Annotated in this window: 24 protein-coding genes, 1 rRNA gene and 1 riboswitch; of the genes, 12 read left to right on the top strand and 13 right to left on the bottom strand. The window is 68.3% G+C overall.

The genetic code is table 11. From position 1 onward, the window contains the following. Positions 1 to 4 precede the first annotated feature (4 nt). The 4 genes from purL to purS form a co-directional block, all read right to left on the bottom strand. Entirely contained in the window at positions 5 to 2,257 is a 2,253-nt protein-coding gene (gene purL, locus ACQPWU_RS56205; protein WP_433435291.1) for a phosphoribosylformylglycinamidine synthase subunit PurL, read from the bottom strand. Further along, a complete protein-coding gene (gene purQ / locus ACQPWU_RS56200; RefSeq protein ID WP_433435290.1) occupies positions 2,254 to 2,934 on the bottom strand; it encodes a phosphoribosylformylglycinamidine synthase subunit PurQ in 681 nt (226 codons plus the stop codon). The genes purL and purQ overlap by 4 nt, the downstream gene beginning before the upstream one ends. Positions 2,935 to 3,141: 207 nt before the next feature. Further along, a complete protein-coding gene (locus tag ACQPWU_RS56195; RefSeq protein ID WP_360684844.1) occupies positions 3,142 to 3,528 on the bottom strand; it encodes an ATP-binding protein in 387 nt (128 codons plus the stop codon). Between the two features lie 219 nt (positions 3,529 to 3,747). After that, positions 3,748 to 3,993, bottom strand: a complete 246-nt coding sequence (gene purS, locus ACQPWU_RS56190) for a phosphoribosylformylglycinamidine synthase subunit PurS (protein ID WP_433435289.1) — start codon at positions 3,991 to 3,993, stop codon at positions 3,748 to 3,750. A gap of 227 nt (positions 3,994 to 4,220) precedes the next feature. Here purS and pdhA point away from each other — a divergent pair, with 227 nt between their 5' ends. The 4 genes from pdhA (at position 4,221) to ACQPWU_RS56170 (ending at position 8,232) form a co-directional block, all read left to right on the top strand. After that, positions 4,221 to 5,312, top strand: coding sequence for a pyruvate dehydrogenase (acetyl-transferring) E1 component subunit alpha (pdhA, locus tag ACQPWU_RS56185; protein ID WP_433435288.1), 1,092 nt, complete (start codon positions 4,221 to 4,223; stop codon positions 5,310 to 5,312). 60 nt (positions 5,313 to 5,372) lie between these two features. Next, the gene (locus tag ACQPWU_RS56180; RefSeq protein WP_433435287.1) at positions 5,373 to 6,353 is read left to right on the top strand and encodes an alpha-ketoacid dehydrogenase subunit beta; all 981 of its coding nucleotides are present in this window, start codon (positions 5,373 to 5,375) and stop codon (positions 6,351 to 6,353) included. Positions 6,354 to 6,364: 11 nt separating this feature from the next. Beyond that, positions 6,365 to 7,807, top strand: a complete 1,443-nt coding sequence (locus ACQPWU_RS56175) for a dihydrolipoamide acetyltransferase family protein (protein WP_433435286.1) — start codon at positions 6,365 to 6,367, stop codon at positions 7,805 to 7,807. A 131-nt stretch (positions 7,808 to 7,938) separates the two neighbouring features. Beyond that, on the top strand, positions 7,939 to 8,232 hold the full coding sequence (locus ACQPWU_RS56170) for a Dabb family protein (RefSeq protein ID WP_360684673.1): 294 nt from the start codon (positions 7,939 to 7,941) through the stop codon (positions 8,230 to 8,232). Here the strand turns inward: ACQPWU_RS56170 and ACQPWU_RS56165 are convergent. Further along, entirely contained in the window at positions 8,229 to 8,453 is a 225-nt protein-coding gene (locus ACQPWU_RS56165) for a hypothetical protein (protein WP_349454212.1), read from the bottom strand. The two genes, ACQPWU_RS56170 and ACQPWU_RS56165, sit on opposite strands and share 4 nt — an antisense overlap. Positions 8,454 to 8,525: 72 nt before the next feature. Continuing rightward, positions 8,526 to 9,464, bottom strand: a complete 939-nt coding sequence (locus ACQPWU_RS56160) for an MBL fold metallo-hydrolase (protein ID WP_433435285.1) — start codon at positions 9,462 to 9,464, stop codon at positions 8,526 to 8,528. Positions 9,465 to 9,685: 221 nt separating this feature from the next. On the opposite strand from ACQPWU_RS56160, the gene ACQPWU_RS56155 reads away from it, so the two are divergent. Then, a complete protein-coding gene (locus tag ACQPWU_RS56155) occupies positions 9,686 to 10,135 on the top strand; it encodes a hypothetical protein (RefSeq protein ID WP_433435284.1) in 450 nt (149 codons plus the stop codon). Positions 10,136 to 10,164: 29 nt separating this feature from the next. Here the strand turns inward: ACQPWU_RS56155 and ACQPWU_RS56150 are convergent, their stop codons facing one another. The 3 genes from ACQPWU_RS56150 to ACQPWU_RS56140 all read right to left on the bottom strand — a co-directional run bounded on the left by ACQPWU_RS56150 (position 10,165) and on the right by ACQPWU_RS56140 (position 11,808). Continuing rightward, a complete protein-coding gene (locus tag ACQPWU_RS56150) occupies positions 10,165 to 10,548 on the bottom strand; it encodes a VOC family protein (RefSeq protein WP_433435283.1) in 384 nt (127 codons plus the stop codon). A gap of 31 nt (positions 10,549 to 10,579) precedes the next feature. After that, positions 10,580 to 10,894: a DMT family transporter gene (locus tag ACQPWU_RS56145; protein ID WP_433435282.1), complete on the bottom strand. Its 315-nt coding sequence runs from the start codon at positions 10,892 to 10,894 to the stop codon at positions 10,580 to 10,582. Between the two features lie 32 nt (positions 10,895 to 10,926). Further along, positions 10,927 to 10,985, bottom strand: a riboswitch (guanidine-III (ykkC-III) riboswitch). Between the two features lie 25 nt (positions 10,986 to 11,010). Next, complete coding sequence (locus ACQPWU_RS56140) at positions 11,011 to 11,808, bottom strand: class I SAM-dependent methyltransferase (protein WP_433435281.1); 798 nt, start codon at positions 11,806 to 11,808, stop codon at positions 11,011 to 11,013. A 102-nt stretch (positions 11,809 to 11,910) separates the two neighbouring features. Here ACQPWU_RS56140 and ACQPWU_RS56135 point away from each other — a divergent pair, with 102 nt between their 5' ends. The 4 genes from ACQPWU_RS56135 to ACQPWU_RS56120 all read left to right on the top strand — a co-directional run bounded on the left by ACQPWU_RS56135 (position 11,911) and on the right by ACQPWU_RS56120 (position 15,481). Beyond that, positions 11,911 to 13,716 carry an acyl-CoA dehydrogenase gene (locus tag ACQPWU_RS56135; protein WP_433435280.1) on the top strand — a complete coding sequence of 602 codons (1,806 nt, stop codon included), beginning with the start codon at positions 11,911 to 11,913 and terminating at the stop codon, positions 13,714 to 13,716. A 166-nt stretch (positions 13,717 to 13,882) separates the two neighbouring features. Next, positions 13,883 to 14,344 (top strand): helix-turn-helix domain-containing protein, encoded by a 462-nt coding sequence (locus tag ACQPWU_RS56130; RefSeq protein ID WP_433435279.1) that lies wholly within the window; start codon positions 13,883 to 13,885, stop codon positions 14,342 to 14,344. 30 nt (positions 14,345 to 14,374) lie between these two features. Continuing rightward, complete coding sequence (locus ACQPWU_RS56125; RefSeq protein ID WP_433435278.1) at positions 14,375 to 14,926, top strand: PIN domain-containing protein; 552 nt, start codon at positions 14,375 to 14,377, stop codon at positions 14,924 to 14,926. 90 nt (positions 14,927 to 15,016) lie between these two features. Further along, complete coding sequence (locus tag ACQPWU_RS56120; RefSeq protein ID WP_433435277.1) at positions 15,017 to 15,481, top strand: N-acetyltransferase family protein; 465 nt, start codon at positions 15,017 to 15,019, stop codon at positions 15,479 to 15,481. Here the strand turns inward: ACQPWU_RS56120 and ACQPWU_RS56115 are convergent. Continuing rightward, on the bottom strand, positions 15,460 to 16,002 hold the full coding sequence (locus tag ACQPWU_RS56115) for a PadR family transcriptional regulator (protein ID WP_360684649.1): 543 nt from the start codon (positions 16,000 to 16,002) through the stop codon (positions 15,460 to 15,462). The genes ACQPWU_RS56120 and ACQPWU_RS56115 overlap by 22 nt on opposite strands. Before the next feature lie 71 nt (positions 16,003 to 16,073). On the opposite strand from ACQPWU_RS56115, the gene ACQPWU_RS56110 reads away from it, so the two are divergent. Continuing rightward, a complete protein-coding gene (locus tag ACQPWU_RS56110) occupies positions 16,074 to 16,838 on the top strand; it encodes an alpha/beta fold hydrolase (RefSeq protein ID WP_433435276.1) in 765 nt (254 codons plus the stop codon). Here ACQPWU_RS56110 and ACQPWU_RS56105 read toward each other — a convergent pair. Next, positions 16,816 to 18,831, bottom strand: coding sequence for a molybdopterin-containing oxidoreductase family protein (locus tag ACQPWU_RS56105; RefSeq protein WP_433435275.1), 2,016 nt, complete (start codon positions 18,829 to 18,831; stop codon positions 16,816 to 16,818). The two genes, ACQPWU_RS56110 and ACQPWU_RS56105, sit on opposite strands and share 23 nt — an antisense overlap. A 204-nt stretch (positions 18,832 to 19,035) precedes the next feature. On the opposite strand from ACQPWU_RS56105, the gene ACQPWU_RS56100 reads away from it, so the two are divergent. Continuing rightward, positions 19,036 to 21,411 carry a lysylphosphatidylglycerol synthase transmembrane domain-containing protein gene (locus ACQPWU_RS56100; protein ID WP_433435274.1) on the top strand — a complete coding sequence of 792 codons (2,376 nt, stop codon included), beginning with the start codon at positions 19,036 to 19,038 and terminating at the stop codon, positions 21,409 to 21,411. Here the strand turns inward: ACQPWU_RS56100 and mgrA are convergent. Both mgrA and ACQPWU_RS56090 read right to left on the bottom strand, forming a co-directional pair. Continuing rightward, positions 21,380 to 22,378, bottom strand: coding sequence for an L-glyceraldehyde 3-phosphate reductase (gene mgrA / locus ACQPWU_RS56095; RefSeq protein ID WP_433435273.1), 999 nt, complete (start codon positions 22,376 to 22,378; stop codon positions 21,380 to 21,382). The two genes, ACQPWU_RS56100 and mgrA, sit on opposite strands and share 32 nt — an antisense overlap. Next, entirely contained in the window at positions 22,375 to 24,462 is a 2,088-nt protein-coding gene (locus ACQPWU_RS56090; RefSeq protein WP_433435272.1) for a S9 family peptidase, read from the bottom strand. The genes mgrA and ACQPWU_RS56090 overlap by 4 nt, the downstream gene beginning before the upstream one ends. Before the next feature lie 439 nt (positions 24,463 to 24,901). Between ACQPWU_RS56090 and ACQPWU_RS56085 the strand changes: the two genes are divergently transcribed. Further along, positions 24,902 to 26,421: ribosomal RNA gene (locus ACQPWU_RS56085) — 16S ribosomal RNA — on the top strand. The last annotated feature ends 87 nt before the right edge of the window (positions 26,422 to 26,508 follow it).

The following is a 26,508-nucleotide window of genomic DNA, read 5'->3' as shown; positions in this document are numbered from 1 at the left end:
GTCCTCAGCCGAACAGCGCCGGCAGCGCCGCCGAGTGCGTCTCCCGCAGCTCCTCGACCGGCACCTCGAAGGCGCCCTCGACAATCAGCGACGCGCCCCCGGTCGTGCCCAGCCCGTAGCAGGGCACGTCGTGGCGACCGCACAGCGACGCGAACTCCTCGTAGGCCTCCGGCCGCACCGCGACCAGCGCCCGCGCGGAAGACTCGCTGAACAGGTCGGTGAACGCGTCCCCGCTCAGCACCACCGAGGCCCCGACGCCCCGCGCCAGGCAGGACTCGGCCAGTGCGACGGCCAGCCCGCCGTCCGACAGGTCGTGCGAGCCCTCGAGCAGCCCCCGCCTGGCGGCCTCCACCAGCACGGTCGCCAGCGCCTGCTCGGCCTCCAGGTCCGCGTGCGGCGGCAGCCCGCCCAGGTGGCGGTGCACGACGTGGGCCCACTCCGAGCCGCCGAACTCCTCGCGCGTCTCGCCGAGCAGCACGACCTTGAGCCCCTCGGCGGTGAACCCGGACGGCACCCGCCGGGCCACGTCGTCGATGACGCCGAGCACGCCCACGACCGGCGTGGGGTTGATGGCCGTCGAGCCCGTCTGGTTGTAGAAGGAGACGTTTCCGCCGGTCACCGGCACACCAAGGGTCCTGCACGCGTCGGCCAGGCCGCGCGTGGCCTCGGCGAACTGCCACATGACCTCGGGGTCCTCGGGGGAGCCGAAGTTGAGGCAGTTGGTCACGGCGAGGGGCTTGGCGCCGGTCACGGCCACGTTCCGGTAGGCCTCGGCCAGCGCCAGCTGCGCACCCGCGTACGGGTCGAGCTTGGCGTAGCGACCGTTGCCGTCGGTGGCCAGCGCGATGCCCCTGGTCGTCGGCTCAGCTCCAGCCATCGCCTCCGAAATGCGCAGCATGCCCGCGTCCGCCGGCTGGGCCAGCACGGTGTTGGAGCGGACGTAGCGGTCGTACTGGGAGGTCACCCACTCCTTGGAGGCCAGGTTGGGCGAGCCGAGGAGCTGGAGCAGCGTGGCCCGCAGGTCGGCGGGCCGCTCCAGGCCGTCGGGGGTGTCGGCGTTGAGCGCCGCCTGCCCGGAGGGCTCGTGGTACGGGCGCTCGTAGACGGGCCCCTCGTCGGCCGCGGTGCCCGGCGGGATGTCCACGATGACCTCGCCGTCCCAGGTCATGACCAGGCGGCCGGTGTCGGTGACCTCGCCGATGACGGTGGCGGGGACGTCCCACTTCTGGCAGATCGCCATGAACGCCGGGATGTCGTCGGGCCTGACGACGGCCATCATCCGCTCCTGCGACTCGCTCATCAGGATCTCCTCTGGCCTGAGCGAGGGATCGCGGAGCGGGACGAGATTGAGGTCGACCTGCATGCCACCGGTGCCCTTGGCGGCCAGCTCGGTCGTGGCGCACGACACACCGGCCGCGCCGAGGTCCTGGATGCCGACGACGACGTCGGCCGCGTACAGCTCCAGGCAGCACTCGATGAGCAGCTTCTCCATGAACGGGTCGCCCACCTGCACGGCGGGCCGCTTGGCGTGCGACTCGTCCTCGAACGTCGCCGAGGCCAGGACGCTCGCCCCGCCGATGCCGTCGGGGCCGGTGGACGCGCCGAACAGCACGACCTTGTTGCCCGGCCCTGGCGCGGTGGCCAGCTTGATCTGGTCTTTCCTCAGCAGGCCGACGCACAGGGCGTTGACCAGGGGATTGCCGATGTAGCAGGGGTCGAAGACGACCTCGCCGCCGATGTTGGGCAGGCCCAGGCAGTTTCCGTAGTGGCTGATGCCCTCGACCACGCCGGGCAGCACCCTGCGCGTGTCGACGGCGTCCGCGCCGCCGAAGCGCAGCGAGTCCATGACGGCGATCGGGCGCGCGCCCATCGACATGATGTCGCGCACGATCCCGCCGACGCCGGTGGCCGCGCCCTGGTGCGGCTCGACGTAGGACGGGTGGTTGTGCGACTCGATCTTGAACGTGGCCGCCCAGCCGTCGCCGATGTCCACCACACCCGCGTTCTCGCCCATGCCCACCAGCAGCGCCTCGGACTTGGGCGCCTTGGTGGCGAACTGCTTGAGATGCACCTTGGACGACTTGTACGAGCAGTGCTCGGACCACATGACGCTGTAGATGGCCAGCTCGGAGCCGGTGGGACGACGGCCGAGGATCTCCTTGACCCGGTCGTACTCGTCCTGCTTCATCCCCAGCTCGGCGAAGGGCATCGGCTCGTCGGGCGTATCCGCCGCCCGCTTCACGCTATCCGTCGTCATGCGTTCACCAGCTTCTTGAGGATGGAGGCGAAGAACCCGAGCCCGTCGGTGCTCGGGGCGCCGACCAGCTCCTCGACCGCGTGCTCCGGGTGCGGCATGAGGCCGACCACGTTGCCCGCCTCGTTACGGATGCCCGCGATGTCGTTGAGCGAGCCGTTGGGGTTGCCGATGTAGCGGACGACCACGTGACCGCCCGCTTCGAGTGCCGCCAGCGTGTCGTCGGAGGCCACGTAGCGGCCCTCGCCGTGCTTGACGGGCAGCACGATCTCCTGGTTCTGGCCGAACGAGTTGGTCCACGCGGTCGCGGTCTGCTCGATCCTGACCTTCTGGTCGCGGCAGACGTAGTGGAGGGAGCCGTTGCGGGTCAGCGCGCCGGGCAGCAGGTGGGCCTCACAGAGGATCTGGAACCCGTTGCACGTGCCGAGCACGGGCAGCCCCGCCCTGGCCGCCGGGATGAGCTCCTCCATGAGCGGCGCGAACCGCGAGATGGCGCCGCAGCGCAGGTAGTCGCCATAGGAGAAGCCGCCGGGCAGGAAAACGGCGTCGACCCCCTTCAGGTCGTGGTCGGCGTGCCACAGCGGAACCGCCTCCGCGCCCACGAGGCGCACGGCTCTGGCGGCGTCCTGGTCGTCGAGAGTTCCTGGAAACGTGACTACGCCCACACGGGCAGCGCTCATGACAGTCGTCCCCTCCGAGGAATGCGCGCGCACGCGCCACCGTCTGTCGGACGGCAGCGGTGTACTCAGGTTATCGGGTGCTGTCGCGTGGTCCGCATCGGCTCGTGCGTCCGGCGGACGTGCGAGGGAGCGCCGTCGCCTGGACCGAGGAGCGTCGGGAGCGTGGCGACCGGGCCCGCCTCTGCGGAGCAGAGGCCATGGACGCGGTCAGACGGCTGCCAGCTCGCGGGGACGGGCATCGGCCTCGTCGTCCCAGGCGAGCTGCTTGCGCAGGTGGACCGTGGTGCCGCGGCCGGGTGTGACGCCGAAGGAGATCTCGTCGACCACGGAGCGCATGATCAGCAGGCCGCGGCCATTCTCTGTGTCAGGCGGGGGGAAGTGCAGCGGCATCGTCGGCAGGCCCTCGCCGTTGTCCGCGACGCGTACGTCGCAGCGACCGTAGCCGATTGCCGCGGTCACCTCGTAGCGGTTGGCGGGACCCCCGTGCCGCACCGCATTTGAGCACGCCTCGGAGACGGCGAGCAGCATGTCGGCGATGCACGTCTCGCTCACGTTCAGTGAACGCATGGCATCGCCTAGCACTCGCCTGACCATCGGTATGCCGATCGCATCCCGAGGCAGTGCCAACGAGAACTCAATATCCACCGGACTCCTCCGGGCGCCAGAATGTCACCTGGAGTAGGTTTCCCTGTGAAAACGGGGCTAACCGCAAAATCACCCTGTTGTTATTTAGTGTTGGCATGCCCGTGGCATTGTGGCATGTCCGAACCGGGCTTTAACCGGCCAGGGGGAAATCCGGGGACCTAATCTCCCTTACCCCTCAACCCGGACGCTGTAGTCCTCGATCACGGTGTTGGCCAGCAGGGTCTCGGCCATCTTACGGACCTCGCCGAGCGCCGTCTCGTCGGCGGGGCCGTCTAGCTCGATCTCGAAGCGCTTGCCCTGACGCACGGCCGCCACGCCGGAGAAGCCGAGCCTGGGCAGCGCCCTGGCGATCGCCTGGCCCTGCGGGTCGAGGATCTCGGGCTTCAACATGACGTCCACGATGACGCGGGCCACTGCGTTCCTCCTGGATGCGGTGGGTGACTGGGAAGCACAGCCTACCGGCGCGTGTGGCTGACGACACAACGGGAACGGGGAGGGCATGGGGCTTGCGCGGAGGGTTGTGATGTCTGCCACCATGGCCCCAAACGCGTACGAACCACCACCAGATGGTTCCGCGCATGGACGGCTGGCCTAAGGTGGCAACCCCATCGAGACCTGCCCCGACGATGCACAGGAGTGGCATGACAGCCGAAGCCTCTCAGGGTGCTACCGCACCTCCGGAGCTCGTCCAGCTGCTCACCCCCGAGGGCGAGCGGGTCGAGCACCCCGACTACGACATCGACCTGACCGACGAGGAAGTCCGATCGCTCTACCGCGACCTGGTCCTCGTCCGGCGCATCGACCTGGAGGCCGTGGCGCTGCAGCGCCAGGGTGAGCTGGGCATCTGGGCCTCGCTGCTGGGCCAGGAGGCGGCCCAGATCGGCTCGGGCCGCGCGCTGACCGATTCCGACATGGCCTTCCCCACCTACCGCGAGCACGGTGTGGCCTGGTGCCGCGACGTGGACCCGGTGAAGCTGCTGGGCCTGTTCAGAGGCGTGAACCACGGCGGCTGGGACCCCCAGGAGCACAACTTCCACCTCTACACGATCGTGATCGGCAGCCAGACCCTCCACGCGGTCGGTTATGCCATGGGCATCCAGCGCGATGACGCCAACGCCGCCACGATCGTCTATTTCGGCGACGGGGCCACCTCGCAGGGCGACGTGAACGAGTCGTTCATCTGGGCCAGTGTGTTCAACGCACCGATCGTGTTCTTCTGCCAGAACAACCAGTGGGCCATCTCCGAGCCCCTGGAGAAGCAGACCCGCATCCCGCTCTACCGCCGTGCCTCGGGCTTCGGCTTCCCCGGGATCAGGGTGGACGGCAACGACGTGTTCGCCTGCCTGGCGGTGACCAGGAAGGCCCTGGAGGCCGCCCGCACCGGCCAGGGGCCCACGCTCATCGAGGCGTTCACGTACCGGATGGGCGCCCACACCACCACCGACGACCCGACGCGCTACCGCGTGGCCAGCGAGCTGGAGGCGTGGAAGCTCAAGGACCCGATCGAGCGGGTCAGGTCGTACCTCTTCAAGAACGAGCACGCCGACCAGGCGTTCTTCGACTCCGTCGACGCCGAGGCCGACCAGCTCGGAGCCGACCTGCGCAGGCGATGCCTGGCCATGCCCGACCCCGGCCCGCTCGACATCTTCGACCACGTCTACCGCGAGCCCCACGCCCTGATCGACCAGGAGCGAGCCCAGTTCGCCTCGTACCTGGAGGGGTTCCGTGACTGAGCGAAGCGAAGGCACCAATAAACACAGCATGACTGTCATGAGGCCGACGAAGGAGGCGTCATGACGATCTTGAGCTTGTCGAAGGCGCTCAACGAGGGCATGCGCAAGGCCATGGAGGACGATCCCAAGGTTCTCATCATGGGCGAGGACGTCGGCAAGCTGGGCGGCGTCTTCCGCGTCACGGACGGCCTGCAGAAGGACTTCGGCGAGGACCGCGTCATCGACACCCCGCTGGCCGAGTCGGGCATCATCGGCACCGCGATCGGGCTGGCGCTGCGCGGCTACCGGCCGGTGTGCGAGATCCAGTTCGACGGTTTCGTCTTCCCGGCCGCCGACCAGATCATCACGCAGCTCGCCAAGATGCCGATGCGCTCGCTGGGCGCGATCAAGCTCCCCGTGGTCGTACGCATCCCGTGCGGCGGCGGCATCGGCGCGGTCGAGCACCACAGCGAGTCGCCCGAGGCGTACTTCACCCACACCGCCGGGCTGCGCGTCGTGGCCTGCTCCAACCCGGCCGACGCCTACACCATGATCCAGCAGGCCATCCGCAGCGACGACCCGGTGATCTTCTTCGAGCCCAAGCGCCGCTACTGGGAGAAGGCCGACATCGACACCTCCTCCACCGACTGGTGGCCGTCGCTGCACGCCGCCAAGGTCGTCCGCCCGGGGACCGACGTCACGTTGCTGGCCTACGGTCCCATGGTCAAGACGTGCCTGGAGGCGGCCAAGGCCGCCGAGGACGACGGCCGCTCGCTCGAGGTGGTCGACCTGCGCTCGCTCAACCCGCTGGACGAGCCGCTCGTGATGGACTCCGTCCGCCGTACCGGGCGGGCGGTGGTCGTCCACGAGGCGCCGGTCAACAGCGGGTTCGGGGCCGAGCTGGCGGCCAGGATCACGGAGCAGTGCTTCTACCACCTGGAGTCGCCGGTGCTCCGGGCCGGCGGCTTCTCCACCCCCTACCCTCCGTCTCGGCTGGAGGAGCACTACCTGCCCGACCTGGACCGGGTGCTCGACGCCGTCGACCGGGCATTCGGGTACTGAGGGGGGTTGTCATGCGACGCGAGTTCAAGCTCCCCGACGTCGGTGAGGGGCTGACGGAAGCCGAGATCGTCCGCTGGCACGTCAAGGCGGGTGACCCGGTCAAGGTCAACCAGATCGTCGTGGAGATCGAGACGGCCAAGTCGATCGTCGAGCTCCCCATCCCGTGGGACGGGGCGGTGACGGACCTGCTGGCCGACGAGGGCCAGACGGTCGACGTCGGCGCCCCCATCATCGCCGTCGACACCTCCGAGGCGGGCGCCTCGGAGGAGGTCAAGGCGCTGGCCGACGACATGGTGCCCAGGCCGCCGGCGGAAGGAGCCGTCGAGCCGGGCGCTCACGGCAGCCCTGCCCCCAAGGAGGAACGCCAGGCGGTCCTGGTCGGCTACGGCGTGAAGACCGGCGCCACCAAGCGCCGCCCCCGCAAGCGCCAGGCGACCGGCGCCCCGGCCGGCCCGTCCCGCGTGGAGGTGGACGGCCGCCAGGCCCCGGCCCCCACGCCACCGCCCGCCGCCACCACTCCCGGCGCCGGGCCGGCGGGATCTGGTACGGCGGAGGGCGGCGCAACGCGCACGGACATCAGCCGGATCTCCGTCCTGGCCAAGCCACCGGTCCGGAAGCTGGCCAAGGATCTCGGCGTAGACCTGGCCGGCGTCACCGGCACCGGTCCTCAGGGCTCCGTCACACGCGAGGACGTCCACGCCGCGGCGGAGACCAAGGAGGCCGTGGCAGTAGAGGCCGTGGCGGCAACTGAGCGGCCGGAGGAGCGCATCCCCATCAAGGGCGTGCGCAAGATGACCGCCCAGGCCATGGTCACCAGCGCCTTCAGCGCCCCCCACGTCACCGAGTTCCTCCAGCTCGACATGACGAACACCATGGAGACGGTCCAGCGCCTGCGCACCTTCCAGGACTTCGCGGAGGTCAAGGTCTCCCCGCTGCTCCTGGTGGCCAAGGCGGTGCTCACCGCCATCAAGCGTCACCCCATGATCAACTCATCGTGGGACGAGGCGGCCCAGGAGATCGTGGTCAAGCGCTACGTCAACCTGGGGATAGCCGCAGCCACCCCCAGGGGCCTGGTGGTGCCCAACGTCAAGGACGCCCACACCCTGTCGCTCCCCGACCTGGCCAAGCAGCTGGGCGGGCTCACGGAGACGGCCAGGGCAGGCCGCACCCAGCCGGCCGAGATGGCGGGCGGCACGTTCACCATCACCAACGTGGGCGTCTTCGGCATCGACGCCGGCACCCCCATCCTGAACCCCGGCGAGGCCGCCATCCTCGCCTTCGGCCAGGTCAGGGACATGCCATGGGTGGTGGACGGTGAGCTGGCCGTACGCAAGGTGACGACCCTCGCCCTCTCGTTCGACCACCGCATCGTGGACGGCGAGCTGGGCTCGCTCTTCCTGCGCGACGTGGGCGCCATGCTGGAGGACCCCCTGCGCATGCTGGCCTGGGGCTAGCCGGGAAAGAGCCACGGCGACCGCCGGGAGGACCCCTCCCCCGGCGATCGCCGTAGGCCCGGGACACCCGCACCCACCACGTACAGAGTCACGTCGGACCGGTTTGATACACGACCGATAAGATCGATCGCATGATTCGCCACATCGTGCTGTTCACCTGGGCCGACGCCGCCACCGACGAGCAGAAGGAGACGGTGACGGCCGAGCTGCGCAAGCTGCCCGGCGTCATTCCCCAGCTCCGTTCCTACACGGTGGGCGCCGACGCGGGCATCAACCAGGGCAACCACGACTACGGGATCGTGGCCGACTTCGACAGCGTCGACGACTACCTGGTCTACCGCGACCACCCGCAGCATCAGGCGGTGATCGCCCAGTACATCAAGCCCATCGTGGCCTCGCGCGCCGCGGTGCAGCTGAGCCTCTAGATCTCCGGCGGGTTGTTCTCGCGACGCATCAGCCTGTCATCGGAGGTGCGCCCCCTCCTGGGGGCCAGCACGATGCTCAGCACCACGCCGATGCCACCGACGATCATGAAGATGAGCCCGACGACGTCCATGTGGACGCTTTTGCCGAACACATCGGGCTCGATCGCGAACCTCAGGATGGCGCCAAGCGTGAGGAAAAAGATGCTGACCCCGACACCCATGACGACCTCCACGCAAAACGGCGAGTACAGCCACGGTCATACCCGGCTATCGGTGATCACACCCGTGGCTTCTCAGGCGAGGCACGACAGCGGCTTGCCCCCGTTGTAGGTGATCATGTCGAGCACGGCGGCGACCAGGTCGATCGGGGCGCCGAGGGGCTGCCCGTCGAGCTCGGCGTACGCGCGGTGCAGGTTGCCCACGATGCGCTCGGAGTCGAGCAGCCCGCCCCACTCGCCCAGGTCCGCCTCCCTGGCCGCGTCCAGCGGCGACAGCCCCGCCGCCCGGCCCCGCTCGGCGACCTCCTGTACGAACCGCAGGTAGCCCTCCACCCGGTCGTACACCTCCGGCCCGCACACCCCTCCGTGTCCCGGAACGATCGTCTCCGCCCCCAGCTCCCTGAGCTGGCCGAGGGCGTCCAGCGCCCCGGCCACCGAGCCCATCAGCACGAACGGCGTGCCGCCGTTGAACACGAGGTCGCCGGAGAACAGCAGCCGCCGCTCGGGAATCCACACGTACGAGTCGTTCGTCGTGTGGGCGGCGTGGCCGACGTGCCTGACCTCGCACCGCAGGTCGTCGGAGTACACGGTGATCCGGTCGGTGAAGGTGAGGAAGGGCGGCGCCACCTCCATCTCGCCCCAGTCCACCTCGGGCGTCCACGCGGCGCGGTAGGCCGGGACGCCGTCGGCCAGGACCTGCTCGCGCACGCCCTCGTGGCCGACGATCGTGGCCTCAGGGAAGAGCCAGTTGCCGAACGTGTGGTCGCCGTGGTGGTGGGTGTTGATCAGCGTGGTGATCGGCCGGTCGGTGACCTTGCCGATGGCCTCGCGGAACGCCCGCGTACGGCGCTCGGTCGAGCAGGCGTCGACGCAGATCACGCCGCGCCGCCCGGCCAGGAAGCCGGTGTTGTTGATCCACCAGCTCCCGTCGGGCTGGATGTAGGCGTAGACGCCGTCGGACACCTCCTGGACCCGGGGAGGTGGCAGGGGATGGTCGTGACTGCTCGAGCTCATGCCGCGACGGTACCCGTACGTGTCCGTTTACTGCAGGGCACGGTCCTCCTCACGAATCACCCGCACACGCACCATCCAATGCGCCTTCCCATCCAGATCCTCTCCGGTCAGCCTGTCGCGTGGGCACGTCCGTGGGTCGCTATCACCCCGGGACCCCCCAGGGTCGAAATCAGGGTCTGTCCCCGATGTCCAGGGGCGCCCGGAAATGCAGCATGGATGACATGAACGAAATCAGCCGACGCGATGAGATCTCGCTGTCGGGCGCCGCGCTCCGCGGCGCCCCTTGGAAGGCCGCCGCCATCGGCGGCGGCGCCGTTTCCGCGGCCAGCTTCGGCCTGGGCGTGCTCACGGGCGGTGGCGACCTGGTCTGGGCGCTGGGCCTGGGCATCAGCCTGTTCGCCCTGATCGCCGCCATCGGCGCGGTCGCCAAGCCGGACGAGGGCGACCGGGTGACCCGCCAGGCCAGGCTCTGGTCGTTGCGGCACCCGTGGAGGTTCTCGCTGTTGCCCGCGGGCATCACGGCCGTGCTGGACTATCCGGTGCAGCTCGTGCTCGACGGCGAGGGGGTCTTCGGCTCGGCCGTGCAGGCCCTGTGGCACGGCGCGCTGGTCTACCTGATCGCAGGCGTCCTGACGCTCGTCATGCAGGGCCGCGCCCGATCCGGCCAGTGAGTCAGCGCCGTGAAGTCGGCGCTGTGAGCTCAGCTCTGCGCCTCCCTCTCCGCCTGACTCCGGCACACGCAGAACTCGTTGCCCTCGGGGTCGAGCATGGTCACCCAGCCGGTGCCGTCGGGCTGCCGCCGGTCGTCGAAGACGGTCGCGCCCAGCCCGATCAGCCGCTCGACCTCCTGGTCACGGGTCCTGCCCTCGGTCCCGTTGACGTCGAGGTGCAGCCGGTTCTTCACGGTCTTGCCCTCGGGCACACGGATGAACAGCAGGAACGGGTCCTGCTTGGTACGCAGCATGACCTCGTCGTCGCCCGGCTTGTCGCCCTCGCCGAGGGGCAGCCCGGTCGCCTCGCTCCACCAACTGGCGATCTCGTACGGGTCGGCGGCGTCGATGGTGACGGCATGGATTTCAATCACGCAGCCACCTAAGCCGGGGCGGCCCGCGACGTCAAGCGAGTAGCCGCAGCCCGACGACCCCCATCAGGATCAGCGCGATCGAGATGAGGCGCGGCAACGAGACCTGGTCGCCCATGGCGATCATGCCGAGCACCGCCGTGCCCGCCGCGCCGACGCCGGTCCAGACGGCGTACGCGGTGCCGACCTCGAGGGTCCTGAGCGCGTACGAGAGCAGACCGAAGCTCAGCACGGCCGTCACGAAGAACGACAGCGCCCACCACACACTGCTGAACCCGTTGCTGAGCTTGAGCGAAAGGGCCATGGCGACTTCGAAGACGCCGGCCAGCACGAGGACGATCCACGCCATGATCCGAACTCCCTTGAGACGAGGCTGTTGCGGATGCGTCGTCTTGGCGTTCCGGGTACGGCGCGTCTCGTCCGGGAGTTGTCAGCTCATCCACACGAACACGGCGCTCAGTGGGATCATTCCCACCAGATGGTGACCCACCGGTCGCGGGGCACCGGCCACATGCCCAGCTCCAGCACGGTATCCGCCACCTCCTGCGCCCTTGACGGGTCGAGGCACACCCGGCGGCACACGCTCCTCGCCAGCTCCTCCAGCGACGTGAATCGTTCCAGGGGCGCTTCCCGTTCCTCCACCTGCACCGCGTAGCCGAGCGCCGCCACCAGCGCCACGCAGTCTTCGGCGATGGGCCGCACCGGCCGGTCCACCCCGTGGAAGTGCTGCCACAGCGGCGTCATCCAGCTCATGGGATGGCGGTGAGGCAACTCCAGCACCACCCGCCCCTGCGTGCGGGCGTCGAGGGCGCGCAGGAAGTCCGCCAGATCGGGGACGTTGTAGACCACGTGCGCGGCGACGGCGGCGTCGACCAGGGGCACCTGGTCGGCCACGTCGGGCCAGCGGCCCTCGATCGCCGTGAGCGGCACCCCGAGCTTCTCCGCCCTGGCCGCCAGCCCCTCCAGCATGGGCGCCGAGGTGTCGACCGCGTAGAGGTGGCCGATGCGCTCGTGCAGCGGCAGGGACGCCGCGCCCGGGCCTGAGCCGACGTCGAGCAGCGTGCCCTTGTCGGGCAGCGCCTCGGAGAGCCGGGTCATGGTGGGCCCGTCGTCGGGCTCGGCAAGAGCCCTGTCGGTACGGGAGCCGAACCGCTCGGGCGAGTGACTCCACGGATCAGCGGGAGCCTTGGCCATGATCTCGGCGGGGATGGCCCAGGATTCCAGTCGCTCTCGCCATCTGGCGGCGAGTTCTTCGGCGTCCATGGAGAGCAGCATGCCATGCATGGCCCGGGTTACCCGCGGGTAGCATTTCAGAGTAAGGTTACTCGCCAGTACAGAAACCTCGGTTCAAGGAGATCGACACCCATGGGCCACTACAAGAGCAACGTTCGTGACCTGGAGTTCAACCTCTTCGAGGTGTTCGGGAGGCGCGAGATCCTCGGCACAGGGCCCTTCGCGGATGTGGACGAGGACGTTGCCCGCGGCATCCTGGACGAGCTCAACAGGCTGGCCACCGGCCTCCTCGCCGACTCCTTCGAGGAGGGCGACAGGCACCCGCCCGTGTTCGACGCGGCGACCGGCTCCGTGACGGTTCCCGAGGGCTTCAAGAAGTCGTTCAAGGCGCTGGTCGACGGCGGCTGGGCGAGCCTCGACCTGCCCTCCGAGCTTGGCGGCCCGGGCATCCCGAGGAGCCTGGCCTGGGCCGCGGCCGAGCTGGTGCTCGGCTCGAACCCGGCGCTCTACATGTACGCGGCGGGCCCCAACTTCGCCTACACGCTCTGGAAGGTCGGCACGCCGGAGCAGAAGCGCTTCGCCGAGCTCGCCATCGAGCGCAACTGGGGCGCCACGATGGTGCTCACCGAGCCGGACGCCGGATCCGACGTGGGCGCCGGGCGTACCAAGGCGGTGCGGCAGGAGGACGGCAGCTGGCACATCGAGGGCGTCAAGCGCTTCATCACGAGCGCCGAGCACGACATGTCCGAGAACATCTTCCACCTCGTCCTGGCTCGCCCCGAGGGCCACGGCCCCGGCACCAAGGGGCTGTCGATGTTCCTGGTGCCCAAGTTCCTCGTGAACGTGGAGACGGGCGAGCTCGGCGAGCGCAACGGCGTCTACGTCACGAACGTCGAGAAGAAGATGGGCCTGAAGGTCTCCACGACGTGCGAGCTGACCTTCGGCGACAGGCACCCGGCGATCGGCTACCTCGTGGGCGACGTGCACGAGGGCATCAGGCAGATGTTCATGGTGATCGAGCACGCCCGCATGATGGTCGGCACCAAGGCCATCGCCACACTCTCCACCGGCTACCTGAACGCGCTGGAGTACGCCAAGGCACGCGCGCAGGGTGCGGACCTGACCCGGACGGCCGACAAGAGCGCCCCGCGCGTGACCGTGACGCACCACCCCGACGTGCGGCGCGAGCTCATGCTGCAGAAGTCGTACGCCGAGGGCATGCGGGCCCTGGTGCTCTACACGGCCACGTTCCAGGACACTCTGCTCGTCAACCCGGACGACCGGCACGCCCACGACATGAACGACCTGCTGCTGCCCATCGTCAAGGGCGTCGGCTCCGAGCGGTCGTACGAACTGCTCTCCCGCTCGCTGCAGACCCTCGGCGGCTCGGGCTACCTGCAGGACTACCCGATCGAGCAGTACATCCGCGACGCCAAGATCGACTCCCTGTACGAGGGCACGACCGCGATCCAGGGCCTCGACCTGTTCTTCAGGAAGATCCTGCGCAACCAGGGCGCCGCGGTCGGGTCGCTGCTGGCCGAGATCGGCGAGTTCGCCGGCTCGGAGGCGGGCAACGGCCGGCTGAAGGAGGAGCGCAAGCTGCTCGCCGAGGCCGCCGGTGAGGTCAAGGCCATGGGCGACACCATGGCCGGCTGGGCGCTGTCCTCGCTGGAGACGCCGGCCGAGGTGTACAAGGTCGGCCTGAACACCACCAGGCTCCTGCTCGCACTGGGCGACCTGGTGATCGGCTGGCTGCTGCTGCGCCAGGCCGAGGTGGCGCTGGAGAAGCTCGCCGAGGGCGAGGACCCGTTCTACCTGGGCAAGGTCGCGGCGGCCTCGTTCTTCGCCAAGACCGTCCTGCCCCGGCTGGCGGCCGAGCGGCGCGTGGTCGACTCCACCGGCCAGGAGCTCATGGAGCTTCCCGAGGAGGCCTTCTAGCCAGGAAGTAACCTTCCAAGATGTATTCAGAGGGACTAGTCCCTCCTGCCCGCAATGCCCGATGCGGTCCATGACGTGCATCTCTCGGCCCTCCGATCGTTCGTTCCGTCGTGTTTCGTTTCGTTCGTTTCATGGGTAAGGTGAGGGCGAGGATCGGAGGGATGTCATGACGGTGGAAGTGACCGAGCGGACCGTGCTGCCGCCCGGGGTGCCGTTGGACCGCCTGGCCGATGTGGTGCGGCACGCGGCAGGTGGACGCGCGGAGTTGGTGAGTCCGGCTGGGGAGCGGGTCGTGCTGCCCGATGAGGTGCTCGACGTGCTGCGGCTGGTCGTTCTGGCCATGGCGGCAGGTCAAGCGGTGACGATCGCCCCGCACCATCAGACGTTGACCACTCAGGAGGCCGCCGACCTGCTGGGGGTGAGCCGCCCGACGGTGGTGCGGCTGCTGGAGCGCGGCGAGATCCCCTACAGCCAGCCCGGCCGGCATCGGCGGATCCTCCTCCGCGATGTGCTGGCCTATCGGGAGCGGCGGCATCACCTGCGGCGGGCCGCGCTGGACCGGATGGTGGAAGTCTCCGAGGAAGCCGATCTGTATGAGGCGACCGCCACTCCGCGATCCACCCGCTGACGATGACACCCCCACTTCGCGGAGGATGCAATGTCCTACAGCGTGGTCCTCGACACCTGCGTGCTGTATCCGGCCTACCTGCGCGACACACTGCTGCGCTTGGCCGAGGCCGCGCTGTTTCGTCCCCTGTGGTCGGCCGACATCCTTGAGGAGCTGGGCCGTAACCTAACGGAGGCCGGTATCCCCGCCGAGGTGGTCCGTCGCCTCCTGACGGAGATGCAGGTCGCCTTCGAGGGAGCAGACGTGGCCGGCTACCAGTCGTTCATCTCTGACATGACCTGCGATCCCAAGGATCGGCATGTGCTGGCCGCGGCCGTGTCATCCAGGGCAGATGCTCTGGTCACCTTCAATGTGAAGGATTTCCCGGCCGCCTCGCGTGCGCCGTATGACATCGAGCTGCTCAGCCCGGATGGGTTTCTCCTCGGATTGCTGGACGCCGAACCCCGGCTTGTCGTGCACACTCTCGCCGAGCAGGCCGCCTGCTACAAGCGAGAGCCGCGGTCTATCTGGGGGCTGTTGACCGCGTTGGAGCGGGCAGGTGTGCCGGGATTCGCGGAGGAGATCCGGCGTCAGTTCGGCTGATGGAGAGGGCGAGGTATTAGACAGATAGCCGCCCAAGTCTGATGCGATGCGGTAGCCCGAGCCCTGAGTCGTCCCTGACATCATTCGGACATGCAGCAAACAGAGAAAGTGCTCTTCCGCCCCGCCCGCAAGGAGGACGTGCCCGCGATCGTGGCGATGCTCGCCGACGACCATCTCGGCGCCACGCGTGAGGGAGACCCGGAGGACGAGCGTTACCTGGCGGCGTTCGAGCGGGTCGACGCCAACCCGTACGACGAGCTGATCGTGGCCGAGCAGGACGGCGAGGTGGTGGGCACCATGCAGCTCACGTACCTGGCCGGGCTGTCACGGCTGGGCGCGGAGCGGTGCCAGATCGAGGCCGTCAGGGTCGCCGCCTCCACCCGCGGCCAGGGCCTCGGCCGCCGGATGATCGAGTGGGCCATTGACAGGGCGCGGGAGCACGGCTGCGCGGTCGTGCAGCTCACCTCCGACAAGTCACGTACGGACGCGCACCGCTTCTACGACAACCTCGGCTTCACGGCCTCCCACGTGGGCTACAAGCTCTCGCTGAGCTGAGCCAGCATCCACCGGCACCAGTCGGCCCGATGCCGTTCGTAGCTCAGTCCGCACCGCAACGTCGCGTAGTTGCCGAACCGGGGATCGCCGAACGCGGGCGGCCCGTCGAATGACGCCTCCTGCCGCTCGTACTCGGCCAGCCGCGCCTCGTGCGCGGCGAGCTGGTCGGCGAACATCCGCCTGACCAGCTCCGGCTCGGCCAGCCACGACGCGTACGTCTTCAGCACCAGCTCGTCTCGCTCCGGTCGCTCGCGCGGCGGCTCGGTGACCCACTCCCGCAGCGCCCGCATGCCCTCGGCCGTCAGGTGGTAGACCTTCCTGCCCTGCGGCCCCGGCCCGTGCTCGGCCTCGAACCCGACCAGCCCGCCCGCGCGCAGCTTCTGCAGCTCGGCGTGGATCTGGCTGTGTCCGGCCGTCCAGAAGTAGCCGATCGGCCGCCGCATGGCCGCGGCGAGGTCATATCCCGTGCGGTCGCCGCGCGCGAGCACGGCGAGAATCGCGAATCCGAGCGTTGAGGTCATGGTTCGCCCAAGGATAAAGTGCTTCCACAACTATGTCAGTTCTGACATAGTCTGCCGGGAAGGGGGCGGTCATGCGCGGGTTCATCGGTGTCATGGGGCTCGTGGTGGCACTGACGGCGTGCGGGAGCGGGGGCACCGCGGGGGCGGCCCCCGCTTCGACTGGCCCGGCCGTCCCCGGTACGAGCGTCCCCAGCGAGAGTGCCTCCGCGAGCACCCCGCCGCCCACCGGCCCCAACGTGTCGGGGTGCTACCACACGAAAGACGGCAAGATCTTCACCTACGGTGGCGGCATGCCCGGGATCATCGGGGGCACCGGCTCCGTCGGCGTGGTGATCACCTACGAGCGCCGCGGCACCGTGTGCTCCTGGCGCCCGCTCTTCGACCGCCTCGCTCCCCACTACCGCGTGCTCGTCTACACCAGGTCATCGCAGGCCCTGCCCGAGGACACCGCCGTCGCCATGGCCCGGCGCCTGCTCAAGGAGCGGGGCGTCGAACGCGTCTTCATGCTCGGCGGCTCGATCGGCGCCACCACCGCGGTCCCCGCGGCCCTGCGGCTCGGCCCCGAGGTGGCCGGCGTCGTGGCCGTCTCAGGCCAGATCAGCCAGGAGAACGCCGGCAAACTGACCGTCCCGCTCCTCCAGATCGGCTCAGAGCACGACGGTTACGGCGGCGCCGGCGACCTGACGAGAGCGCACGACGCCGCCACCAAGGCCCCGGACAACGAACTGCTGGTCATCCCGGGGGAGAGCCTGCACGCCTCGGCCCTGCTGGCCGGCCCTCACGCGAAGCAGGTGCTCGACAAGATCGATGCCTTCATGGCGCGGCACAAGGGCTGATCTCGACCAGGTTGTCGTGGAAGCCGGGGCCCCGGCCCATGTCCCCGTCCCGCTCCGCCACGACCGCGTTCGGGTTGGCGCCGCCTGGGGTGAGCTTCGGCCAGCGGCCCTTCGGCGAGGCCACCACCCCGGGTGCCACGCGGTCGCTGATCTCCACGTCCGCCAGGAACTCCCCGCCGTCGTTGTGCACGCGTACCCGCTGCCCGCCTTCCAGACCGCGCGCCGCCGCGTCGGCCGGGTTGACCAGCACCACCGGGTCCTTGGCACGCCGCCGCAGCTCGGGGTTGTTGCCGAAGGTGGTGTTGAGGAACGTGTGCGAGGCGGGCGTGACCAGCGCCAGCGGGTACGGCGAGCGCCCCCGCGCACGGGCCGTGTGGGGCGGCGTGTACGCCTTGCCCACCGGAGGGAAACGCAGCTTGCCGGACGGCGTAGGGAAGCCTTCGGCGAACGGTGTGAAGGGCTCGGGGTAGTTCATCCGCACCCAGCCCTCCTTGCGCAGCCGGTCGAGCGTGACGCCCTCCAGCGACGGATGCCCGCTGGAGAGCAGCTCCTCGGCCAGCTCCAGATCCGAGTCGAACAGCGACGGCTCGGTCATCCCCATGTGCGCCGCCAGCCGCCGGAACGTCTCCGTCGTGGACAGGCACTCGCCGGGCGGCGGCACGGCGGGCTCGTTCCACAGCAGGTAAAGGTGCCCGTACCCGGCGTGCAGGTCATGGTGCTCGGTCTGCATGGTCGCCGGCAGCACGATGTCGGCGTAGTCCACGGTGTCGGTCGGGAATTGCTCCATGACCACCGTGAACAGGTCCTCGCGGGCGAGCTGCCGCCTGATCGCGTTCGCGTCGGGGCTCGAGCCCGCCGGGTTGGCCGCGTACACCCACAGGCACTTCACGTCGTCGAGCTGAGACGCCAGCTTGGTCATGACCAGGGTGCGGACCGGCTTGGCCAGCAGGTCGTCGCGCGTGTCGATGTCGAAGTGGACGTGGCCGCTGGTCGAGTACGCGATGCCGCCGCCGGGGTGGCGCCAGTCGCCGGTGACGCCGGGGATCGACGCGATCGTGCGCAGCGCGGTGCCGCCGCCCTCGTGGCGCTGGAGGCCCTGGGTGGCGCGGATGGCGGTGGGTCGGGTGTGAGCGAGCCGCATCCCCAGGCTGTGGATGGCCTCGGCGGGGACGCCGGTGATTTCGGCCACAGTCTCGACCGGATATTTGAGGATTTCCTGGCGGAAGCCCTCCCAGCCGTCGGTGTGCTCGGCCAGGAACTCCTCGTCCTGCGCGTTCTCCGCCAGCACGATGTTGAGCAGCCCGAGCGCGAGCGCCGCGTCCGTGCCCGGCCTGATCGCCAGGTACTCGTCGGCCTGGTCGGCCGTCCTGGTGCGGATCGGGTCGATGGCCACGACGTGCGCGCCGTTCGCCCGCGCGTCCTGGATGAACTTCCACAGGTGGTGGCCGCTGGTCAGCGTGTTCGTGCCCCAGAGCAGGATCAGCTTGGCCAGCGCGAAGTTCTCCGGGTCCATGCCGGCCGCGGTGCCGTTCGTACGGGCCAGGCCGCTGCTGCCGGCTGACGAGCAGATGTTGAGCCAGTGCTTGGAGGCGCCGAGCACGTTCCAGAACCGCCGCCCGGCCACGCCCTCGCAGCCTTGCAGGTAGCCGAGCGTGCCCGTGCCCAGGTAGGGCCAGATGGCCTCGCCGCCGTGCTCCTCGACGATGCCGCGCAGCCGTACGGAGATCTCGTCGAGCGCCTCGTCCCACGTGATGCGCTCGAACTGGCCGGACCCCTTGGGCCCCGTACGGCGCAGCGGGTAAAGGATGCGGTCGTCCGCCTGGGTGTGCTCCAGGTACCGGTTGACCTTCACGCAGAGGGCGCCTCTGGTGTAGGGCTGGTCGGGGTTGCCGCGTAGTTTGACGGCCTTGCCGTTCTCCACTGTGACGATCCAGGAGCACGTATCGGGGCAGTCCAATGGACATGCACCCAAAACCCTCAGTTCACCCGACATAGCTCACAGACTACGTCCCGAACCTGGGATGACGAGAGACACGGAAAGCCGTGTAGCCTGCCCCGTGCGACGACTACGGGGACGATTTAGCAGACTGGAAATCTGGAGATCGTACGGTCGGGCCGGGAAGGTGCAGAATCTCTGTCGGTGGCCGAAATCAGGGAACGAGATGACACGGAGGACCTCACGGAGGGGGATCCAGCCGTGGCAGAGTCACGCGCGCAAAGCGACATCTACGTCGTAGAGCCGCTGCTGCCCCAGCGCCTGCGCCGCCCCTCCGACCTGCTGCGCTTCTTCGCCACGCTCATCACGCTCGCCGCGGCCATCCTGCTCATGCTGGTCGCCAAGCAGACCCTCATAGGGCTCGAGCAGGACGTCAAGGAAGGCGCGCAGCTGGTGCCCCTGCTCAGCAGGGTCGCCGCGTTCCTCGGCGGCGCGGCCGTGCTCATCGTGCCCGCGGCGTTCGCGGTCGAGCGGGTCTTCCACCGCGACGGCCTGCGTGTCGCGGAGGGGCTGATCGCCGCGATCGTCGGCATGGCCGGATCGTTCCTGCTCGGGCAGTGGCTCGTGGCGGGCAACGCCGACGATCTGCGGGTGCTGCTGACCGGCGACAGGACGATCGAGCCGCTGAACACGCTGCTCACCTCGGTCGTCGCGTACGCCACCGCCGTCCGCATCTCGCGCCGGCCCACGTGGCGCATGCTGATGTGGACCACGATCGCGCTCTACATCCTCGCGTTCTTCTCCGGCAGGCAGATCACGTTGCCCAGCGCCATCGTCACCGTGCTGGTCGGCATGGCCATCGGCTACGCCACCCTCTACGGCGTCGGCAGCCCCAACACCAGGCCGCCGGGGAGCGCCGTGGTGGCCGCGCTGCGCAAGCTGTCGTTCCCGGTGGTCTCGGCCCGCCGCATCGAGGACGACCACCAGGGCAGCCGCCGCTACGCCATCGGGCTCAAGGACGGCGCCGGCCTCGATGTCACCGTGCTCGACCGCGACCTGCAGGTGGCCGGGCTGCCGTACCGGCTGTGGCGGCGCATCAGGCTCAACTCCGAGACCCGGCGCAAGGCCATCAGGTCGCTACGGGCCGAGCTCGAACGCGAGGCGCTCATGGCGTACGCGGCCCAGGCGGCCGGCGTCAGCACGCCCCGGCTGCTCGGCACCAGCGAGATCGGCACCGAGGCCGCGCTGCTCGCGTACGAGCACATCGAGACGCGTCCGCTCGACGAGGTGCCCGACGAGCAGATCGACGACGACCTGCTCGCCCAGATCTGGGAGCAGGTCGAGCTGCTGCAGGTCCAGCGCCTGGCGCACCGGCGCCTCACCGGCGACAGCATCCACCTCGACCGCGCGGGCCGCGTCGTGCTGACCGACGCGCGCAGCGGCGAGATCGCCGCCGGAGACCTGCTGCTCAGGCTCGACGTCGCCCAGCTCCTCACCTACCTGGCGCTGCGGGTGGGCCCCGAGCGCTCGGTGCGGACCGCGGCGGCCGCCATGGGCCCGGACACGCTGGCCGCCGCCATGCCGCTGCTCCAGCAGATCGCGCTGGCCCGGGAGACCCGCGCGGCCCTGTCGAAGGCCAAGCACGTGCTGCCCGGCATCCGCGAGCAGATCGTCGCGCTCAAGCCGCAGGGCAAGGTCGAGGAGGTACGCCTCGAGCGGTTCAGGCCGCGCACCCTGTTCACGATCATCGCCAGCACGATGGCCGCGTACTTCCTGCTCTCCCAGCTCAGCCGGGTCAACGTCTACGAGGTGGTCACGACGGCCAACTGGGGCTGGTCGGGGCTCGCGCTGGTCGCGTCGTTCGTCAGCTTCGTGGCGGCCGCGCTGATGCTGAGAGGGTTCGTGCCCGAGCACCTGCCGCTCTGGCGCACGGTGCTCGTGCAGTTCGCCTCCTCGTTCGTCAAGCTCGTCACGCCCGCGGCCGTGGGCGGCGTCGCCATCAACACCCGCTACCTGCAGAAACGCGGCATCTCGCCGGCCAGCGCGGTGGCCAGCGTGGGCGCCTCGCAGCTCATCATGCTGGTCTTCCACATCGCGCTGCTGCTGCTGTTCGCCTACATCACCGGCTCCAACACCAACACCTCGTTCACGCCGTCGCGCGGGCTCGTCCTGGTGCTGCTGGCCGTGGCGGTGCTGGTCGTGGTGGTGCTCGGGGTGCCGCCGCTACGCAGGATGGTCACCTCGCGGATGCGCAAGCTCTTCTCGAACGTGCTGCCGCGGCTGCTGGACGTGCTGCAGTCGCCGCGCAAGATGGTCGAGGCGTGCGCGGGCACGCTCATGATCACGATCGCGTTCGTGGTCTGCCTGGACGCCTGTGTGGCGGCGTTCGGCGGTGACATCAGCTTCACCGCCGTCGCCGTCGTCTACCTCACGGCCAACGCCATCGGCTCGGCCGCGCCCACTCCCGGCGGGCTGGGCGCGGTCGAGGGCGCGCTCGCGCTGGGGCTGACCGTGGCGGGCGTGCCGGCCGAGCTGGCCACCTCGGCCGTGCTGCTGCACCGGCTCCTCACGTTCTGGCTCCCGGTGCTGCCCGGCTGGGCCTCCTTCACTTACCTCCAGCGGCACGAGGCGCTGTGATTTCGTCTATGGCCTGGAGTTCGTCCTCCGTGAAGGCGGGGCCGTCCACGCAGGCCACGTTGTCCTCGAGCTGCTTCACGCTGCTCGCCCCGATCAGCGTGCTCGTCACCCGCGGATCCCTGAGCGTCCACGACAGCGCCATCTGAGCCAGCGTCTGCCCCCGGCCCTTGGCGATCTCGTTGAGGTCGCGCGCCAGCTCGCGGTTGATCCGGTCCTCGCTCAGGAACCGGCTCGTGGCCGCCCGCGAATCGGCCGGCACGCCTTCGAGGTAGCGGTCGGTCAGCACGCCCTGCGCCAGCGGCGAGAACACGATGCAGCCCATGCCCGCCTCCTCCACCGCGTCCAGCAGGCCGTCCTCGATCCACCGGTTGATCATCGAGTAGGACGGCTGGTGGATGAGCAGCGGCGTGCCCAGCTCACGCATGATCCGCGCGGCCTGGGCCGTCTGCTCGGCCGAGTAGCTGGAGATGCCCGCGTAGAGCGCCTTGCCCGAGCGCACGGCTCGGTCGAGCGCCCCCATGGTCTCCTCCAGCGGCGTCTCCGGGTCGGGACGGTGGCTGTAGAAGATGTCGACGTACTCCAGGCCCATGCGCTCGAGCGACTGGTCGAGGCTGGCCAGGAGATACTTGCGCGAGCCCCACTCGCCGTACGGGCCCGGCCACATGTCGTAGCCGGCCTTGGTGGAGATGATCAGCTCATCCCGATATTTCGCGAAATCCTCGCGGAAGATGCGCCCGAAGTTCTTCTCCGCCGAGCCGTACGGCACGCCGTAGTTGTTGGCCAGGTCGAAGTGCGTCACCCCCAGGTCGAAGGCGCGCCGCAGGATCGCCCGCGAGTTCTCGATCGGCCGGTTGTCGCCGAAGTTGTGCCACAGCCCCAGGGAGACCGCCGGCAGCTTCAGCCCGCTGCGGCCGCTGCGGTTGTACGGCTGCCGCTCGTAGCGCCGACCGTCGGCTTGATAGGTCACGAGGTGCCCCTCTCGATGATCCAGGACAGCGCGAAGGCCTCTTCGCGCCAGGCATCGTAGCGTCCGCTGCGGCCGCCGTGGCCTGCGCCCATCTCCGTCTTGAGCAGGAACGGCCCACCACTCGCGGTCGCCCGCAACCTCGCGATCCACTTCGCCGGCTCGTGGTACATCACACGGGTGTCGTTCAGGCTCGTGATCGCCAGGATCGGCGGGTACGGCCTGCCGTCCACGTTCTCGTACGGGGTGTAGCTCTTCATATAGGCGTAGACGTCGGGGTTGTGCAGCGGGTCGCCCCACTCGTCCCATTCGATCACGGTCAGCGGGAGCGACGGGTCGAGGATGGTGTTCAGCGCGTCCACGAACGGCACTTCGGCCACCACGGCCGCGAACTCCTCCGGCGCGAGGTTCGCCACCGCGCCCATCAGCAGGCCGCCCGCGGAGCCGCCCCTGGCGATGATCCGCTCGCTCCAGCCGGTCGCCTTCAGGTGCCTGGCCACGGCCACGAAGTCGGTGAACGTGTTGCGCTTCCTGGTGAGTTTGCCGTCCTCGTACCAGTGGCGGCCCATCTCGCCACCGCCCCTGACGTGCGCGACGGCGAAGACGAACCCGCGGTCGAGCAGCGAGAGCCTCGCGACCGAGAAGCCGGGGTCGATGGAGGTCTCGTAGCTGCCGTACCCGTACAGCACGGTCGGCGCGGGCTTGGCGGCGTCCTTGCGCTTCACGATGGACACCGGGATCCTCGTGCCGTCCTCGGCCGTGGCCCACTCCCTGAACTGCTCGTAGTCGGCCGGGTCGTAGCCGCCCAGCACCGGGCGCTGCTTGAGCAGGATCAGCTCGTGCGTGTCGAGCTCGTAGTCGTACACGCTGGGCGGAGTGACCATGCTCGTGTACGCCAGCCTGAGCCTGGTGGTGGTGAACTCCGGGTTGCCCGCGGGGCCGACGTCGTAGAGCGGCTCGGGGAAGTCGATCTCGTACGCGTTCCGCTCGGCGGCCTCTATCCGCTCGCGCCAGTTCTGCGCGTCGGGATAGGGGAGGATCCGCAGGCCGGTCAGCCCGTCGCGGCGGAAGTGCACCACGGCGTGGTCGGAGAACGCGTCGATCTCCAGGAGCCTGGTGTCGTCCCGATGGGCGGTCAGCGGGGTCCAGGTGGCGGGGTCGTCGAGCGGCGCGGTGGCCAGTTCGAAGTTCTCGGCGTTCTCGTTGTGGAGGACGTAGAAGAAGTCGCCCGCGTGCTCGACGCCGTACTCGACACCCGTTTTCCTGGGGCGTACGACCTTGAACTCACCCGTGGGATCGGTGGCGTCGAGAAGACGCACCTCGCTGGTGATCTTGCTGCCCGCGCCGAGCACCAGATACTTCTCGCTGCGCGTAAGCCCGATGCCGACCCAGTAACGCTCGTCGGTCTCCTCGTAGACCAGCACGTCCTCCTCGGTACCGAGGGTGTGCCGGTAGACCTGGTACGGGCGCCAGGCGTCGTCGACGCGCGTGTAGAAGAACGCCGAGCCGTTGGCCGACCAGGCGCCCCCGTAGAAGATGTCCTCGATCTCGTCGGGGAGCACCTCGCCCGTTTCGAGGTTCTTGAACCTGAGCGTGAATCGCTCGTCGCCCTTGTAGTCGGTCGAGTAGGCCAGCATCGTGCCGTCGGGCGTGACGGAGCTGGTGCCTATCGAGAAGAACGGGCTGTCGCCGGCGAGCTCGTTGCCGTCGAGAATCACCTGCTCGCGATCGAGCTGGACGCCCGGCGTGATCTCCGGGGGAGCGTCGCTGTCCGCGGGGACGCGGCAGGAGACGGCGTACTGCTTGCCTTCCTCCGTACGCGAGAAGTACCACCAGGCGCCCTTGCGGCTGGCCACGGACAGGTCGGTTTCCTGCGTGCGGCCCTTGATCTCCTGGAACACCTGCTCCTGGAGATCGGAGAGGTGAGCGGTCTCCTGTTTGAGGAATTCGTTCTCCGCCTCCAGATAGGCGGTGGTATCTGGATCTTCCTTGTTGCTCAGCCAGGCGTACTCGTCGATGACGGTGTCACCGTGGTGAGTGCGCTCCGTCGGGACCTTCTTCGCCACTGGCGGCGTGTTGCTGCTCACGTGGGGAGTCTATGTTCGGTCGTGATCGATCTGTGTCCGTAGAAGGAGAAGAACCGGCTCGAGGGGTCGGGAGCGCTGCTAATCTTGAACAGCCGCCGCGCTACGGCGCAACTCTTCTCCTCCTCCTTCACTCCGGTGGACGTTCGTGTCCACTCGTGAGGGCTGGTAAGTTAGAGGGGTTGTCCCGGAAACGGGGCGGCACGGCTTAATTTCTGCAGATCGAGCGAGTCGGGTCAATTTGACAGGGACTTGAACGGCTGAAAGAATTAAGACACAACGAAATGAACGCCTCCGAGCGAAAAGCCTGAATGGTTTCGAGTGAGGGGTACGCGTCCGTTTCTTGAGAACTCAACAGTGTGTTAAAAGCCAGTGCATGAGATTTACATGCATGACCCCGTCTTTTTGACGGATAGCTCGGATTGATTTCCGGACAAGACATTGTTTGGAGAGTTTGATCCTGGCTCAGGACGAACGCTGGCGGCGTGCTTAACACATGCAAGTCGAGCGGAAAGGCCCTTCGGGGTACTCGAGCGGCGAACGGGTGAGTAACACGTGAGCAACCTGCCCCTGACTCTGGGATAAGCCCGGGAAACTGGGTCTAATACCGGATATGACGCGCTTTCGCATGGGATGCGTGTGGAAAGATTTTTCGGTTGGGGATGGGCTCGCGGCCTATCAGCTTGTTGGTGGGGTAGTGGCCTACCAAGGCGACGACGGGTAGCCGGCCTGAGAGGGCGACCGGCCACACTGGGACTGAGACACGGCCCAGACTCCTACGGGAGGCAGCAGTGGGGAATATTGCGCAATGGGCGGAAGCCTGACGCAGCGACGCCGCGTGGGGGATGACGGCCTTCGGGTTGTAAACCTCTTTCAGCAGGGACGAAGTTGACGTGTACCTGCAGAAGAAGCGCCGGCTAACTACGTGCCAGCAGCCGCGGTAATACGTAGGGCGCAAGCGTTGTCCGGAATTATTGGGCGTAAAGAGCTCGTAGGTGGCTGGTCGCGTCTGCCGTGAAAGCCCGCAGCTTAACTGCGGGTCTGCGGTGGATACGGGCCGGCTAGAGGTAGGTAGGGGCAAGTGGAATTCCTGGTGTAGCGGTGAAATGCGCAGATATCAGGAGGAACACCGGTGGCGAAGGCGGCTTGCTGGGCCTTACCTGACGCTGAGGAGCGAAAGCGTGGGGAGCGAACAGGATTAGATACCCTGGTAGTCCACGCTGTAAACGTTGGGCGCTAGGTGTGGGGGTCTTCCACGATCTCCGTGCCGGAGCTAACGCATTAAGCGCCCCGCCTGGGGAGTACGGCCGCAAGGCTAAAACTCAAAGGAATTGACGGGGGCCCGCACAAGCGGCGGAGCATGTTGCTTAATTCGACGCAACGCGAAGAACCTTACCAAGGTTTGACATCACCCGGACACCTGCAGAGATGTGGGCTTCTTCGGACTGGGTGACAGGTGGTGCATGGCTGTCGTCAGCTCGTGTCGTGAGATGTTGGGTTAAGTCCCGCAACGAGCGCAACCCTTGCTCCATGTTGCCAGCACGCCTTTCGGGGTGGTGGGGACTCATGGGGGACTGCCGGGGTCAACTCGGAGGAAGGTGGGGATGACGTCAAGTCATCATGCCCCTTATGTCTTGGGCTGCAAACATGCTACAATGGCCGGTACAGAGGGTTGCGATGCCGTGAGGTGGAGCGAATCCCTAAAAGCCGGTCTCAGTTCGGATTGGGGTCTGCAACTCGACCCCATGAAGTCGGAGTCGCTAGTAATCGCAGATCAGCAATGCTGCGGTGAATACGTTCCCGGGCCTTGTACACACCGCCCGTCACGTCACGAAAGTCGGCAACACCCGAAGCCCGTGGCCCAACCACTTGTGGGGGGAGCGGTCGAAGGTGGGGCTGGCGATTGGGACGAAGTCGTAACAAGGTAGCCGTACCGGAAGGTGCGGCTGGATCACCTCCTTTCTAAGGAGCTACTTTCACCTTTCACCGGCGCGTGTTCGGTGGGGTGACAGCTCACTAGTGGAGCACTGGCTACTCGGCACAACGTGG

This window comes from Nonomuraea sp. CA-141351 (assembly GCF_050944675.1).
Classification (GTDB): domain Bacteria; phylum Actinomycetota; class Actinomycetes; order Streptosporangiales; family Streptosporangiaceae; genus Nonomuraea.
The sequence above is the reverse complement of the archived record's forward strand: the minus strand, read 5'-3'. Positions and strand labels throughout refer to the sequence as shown.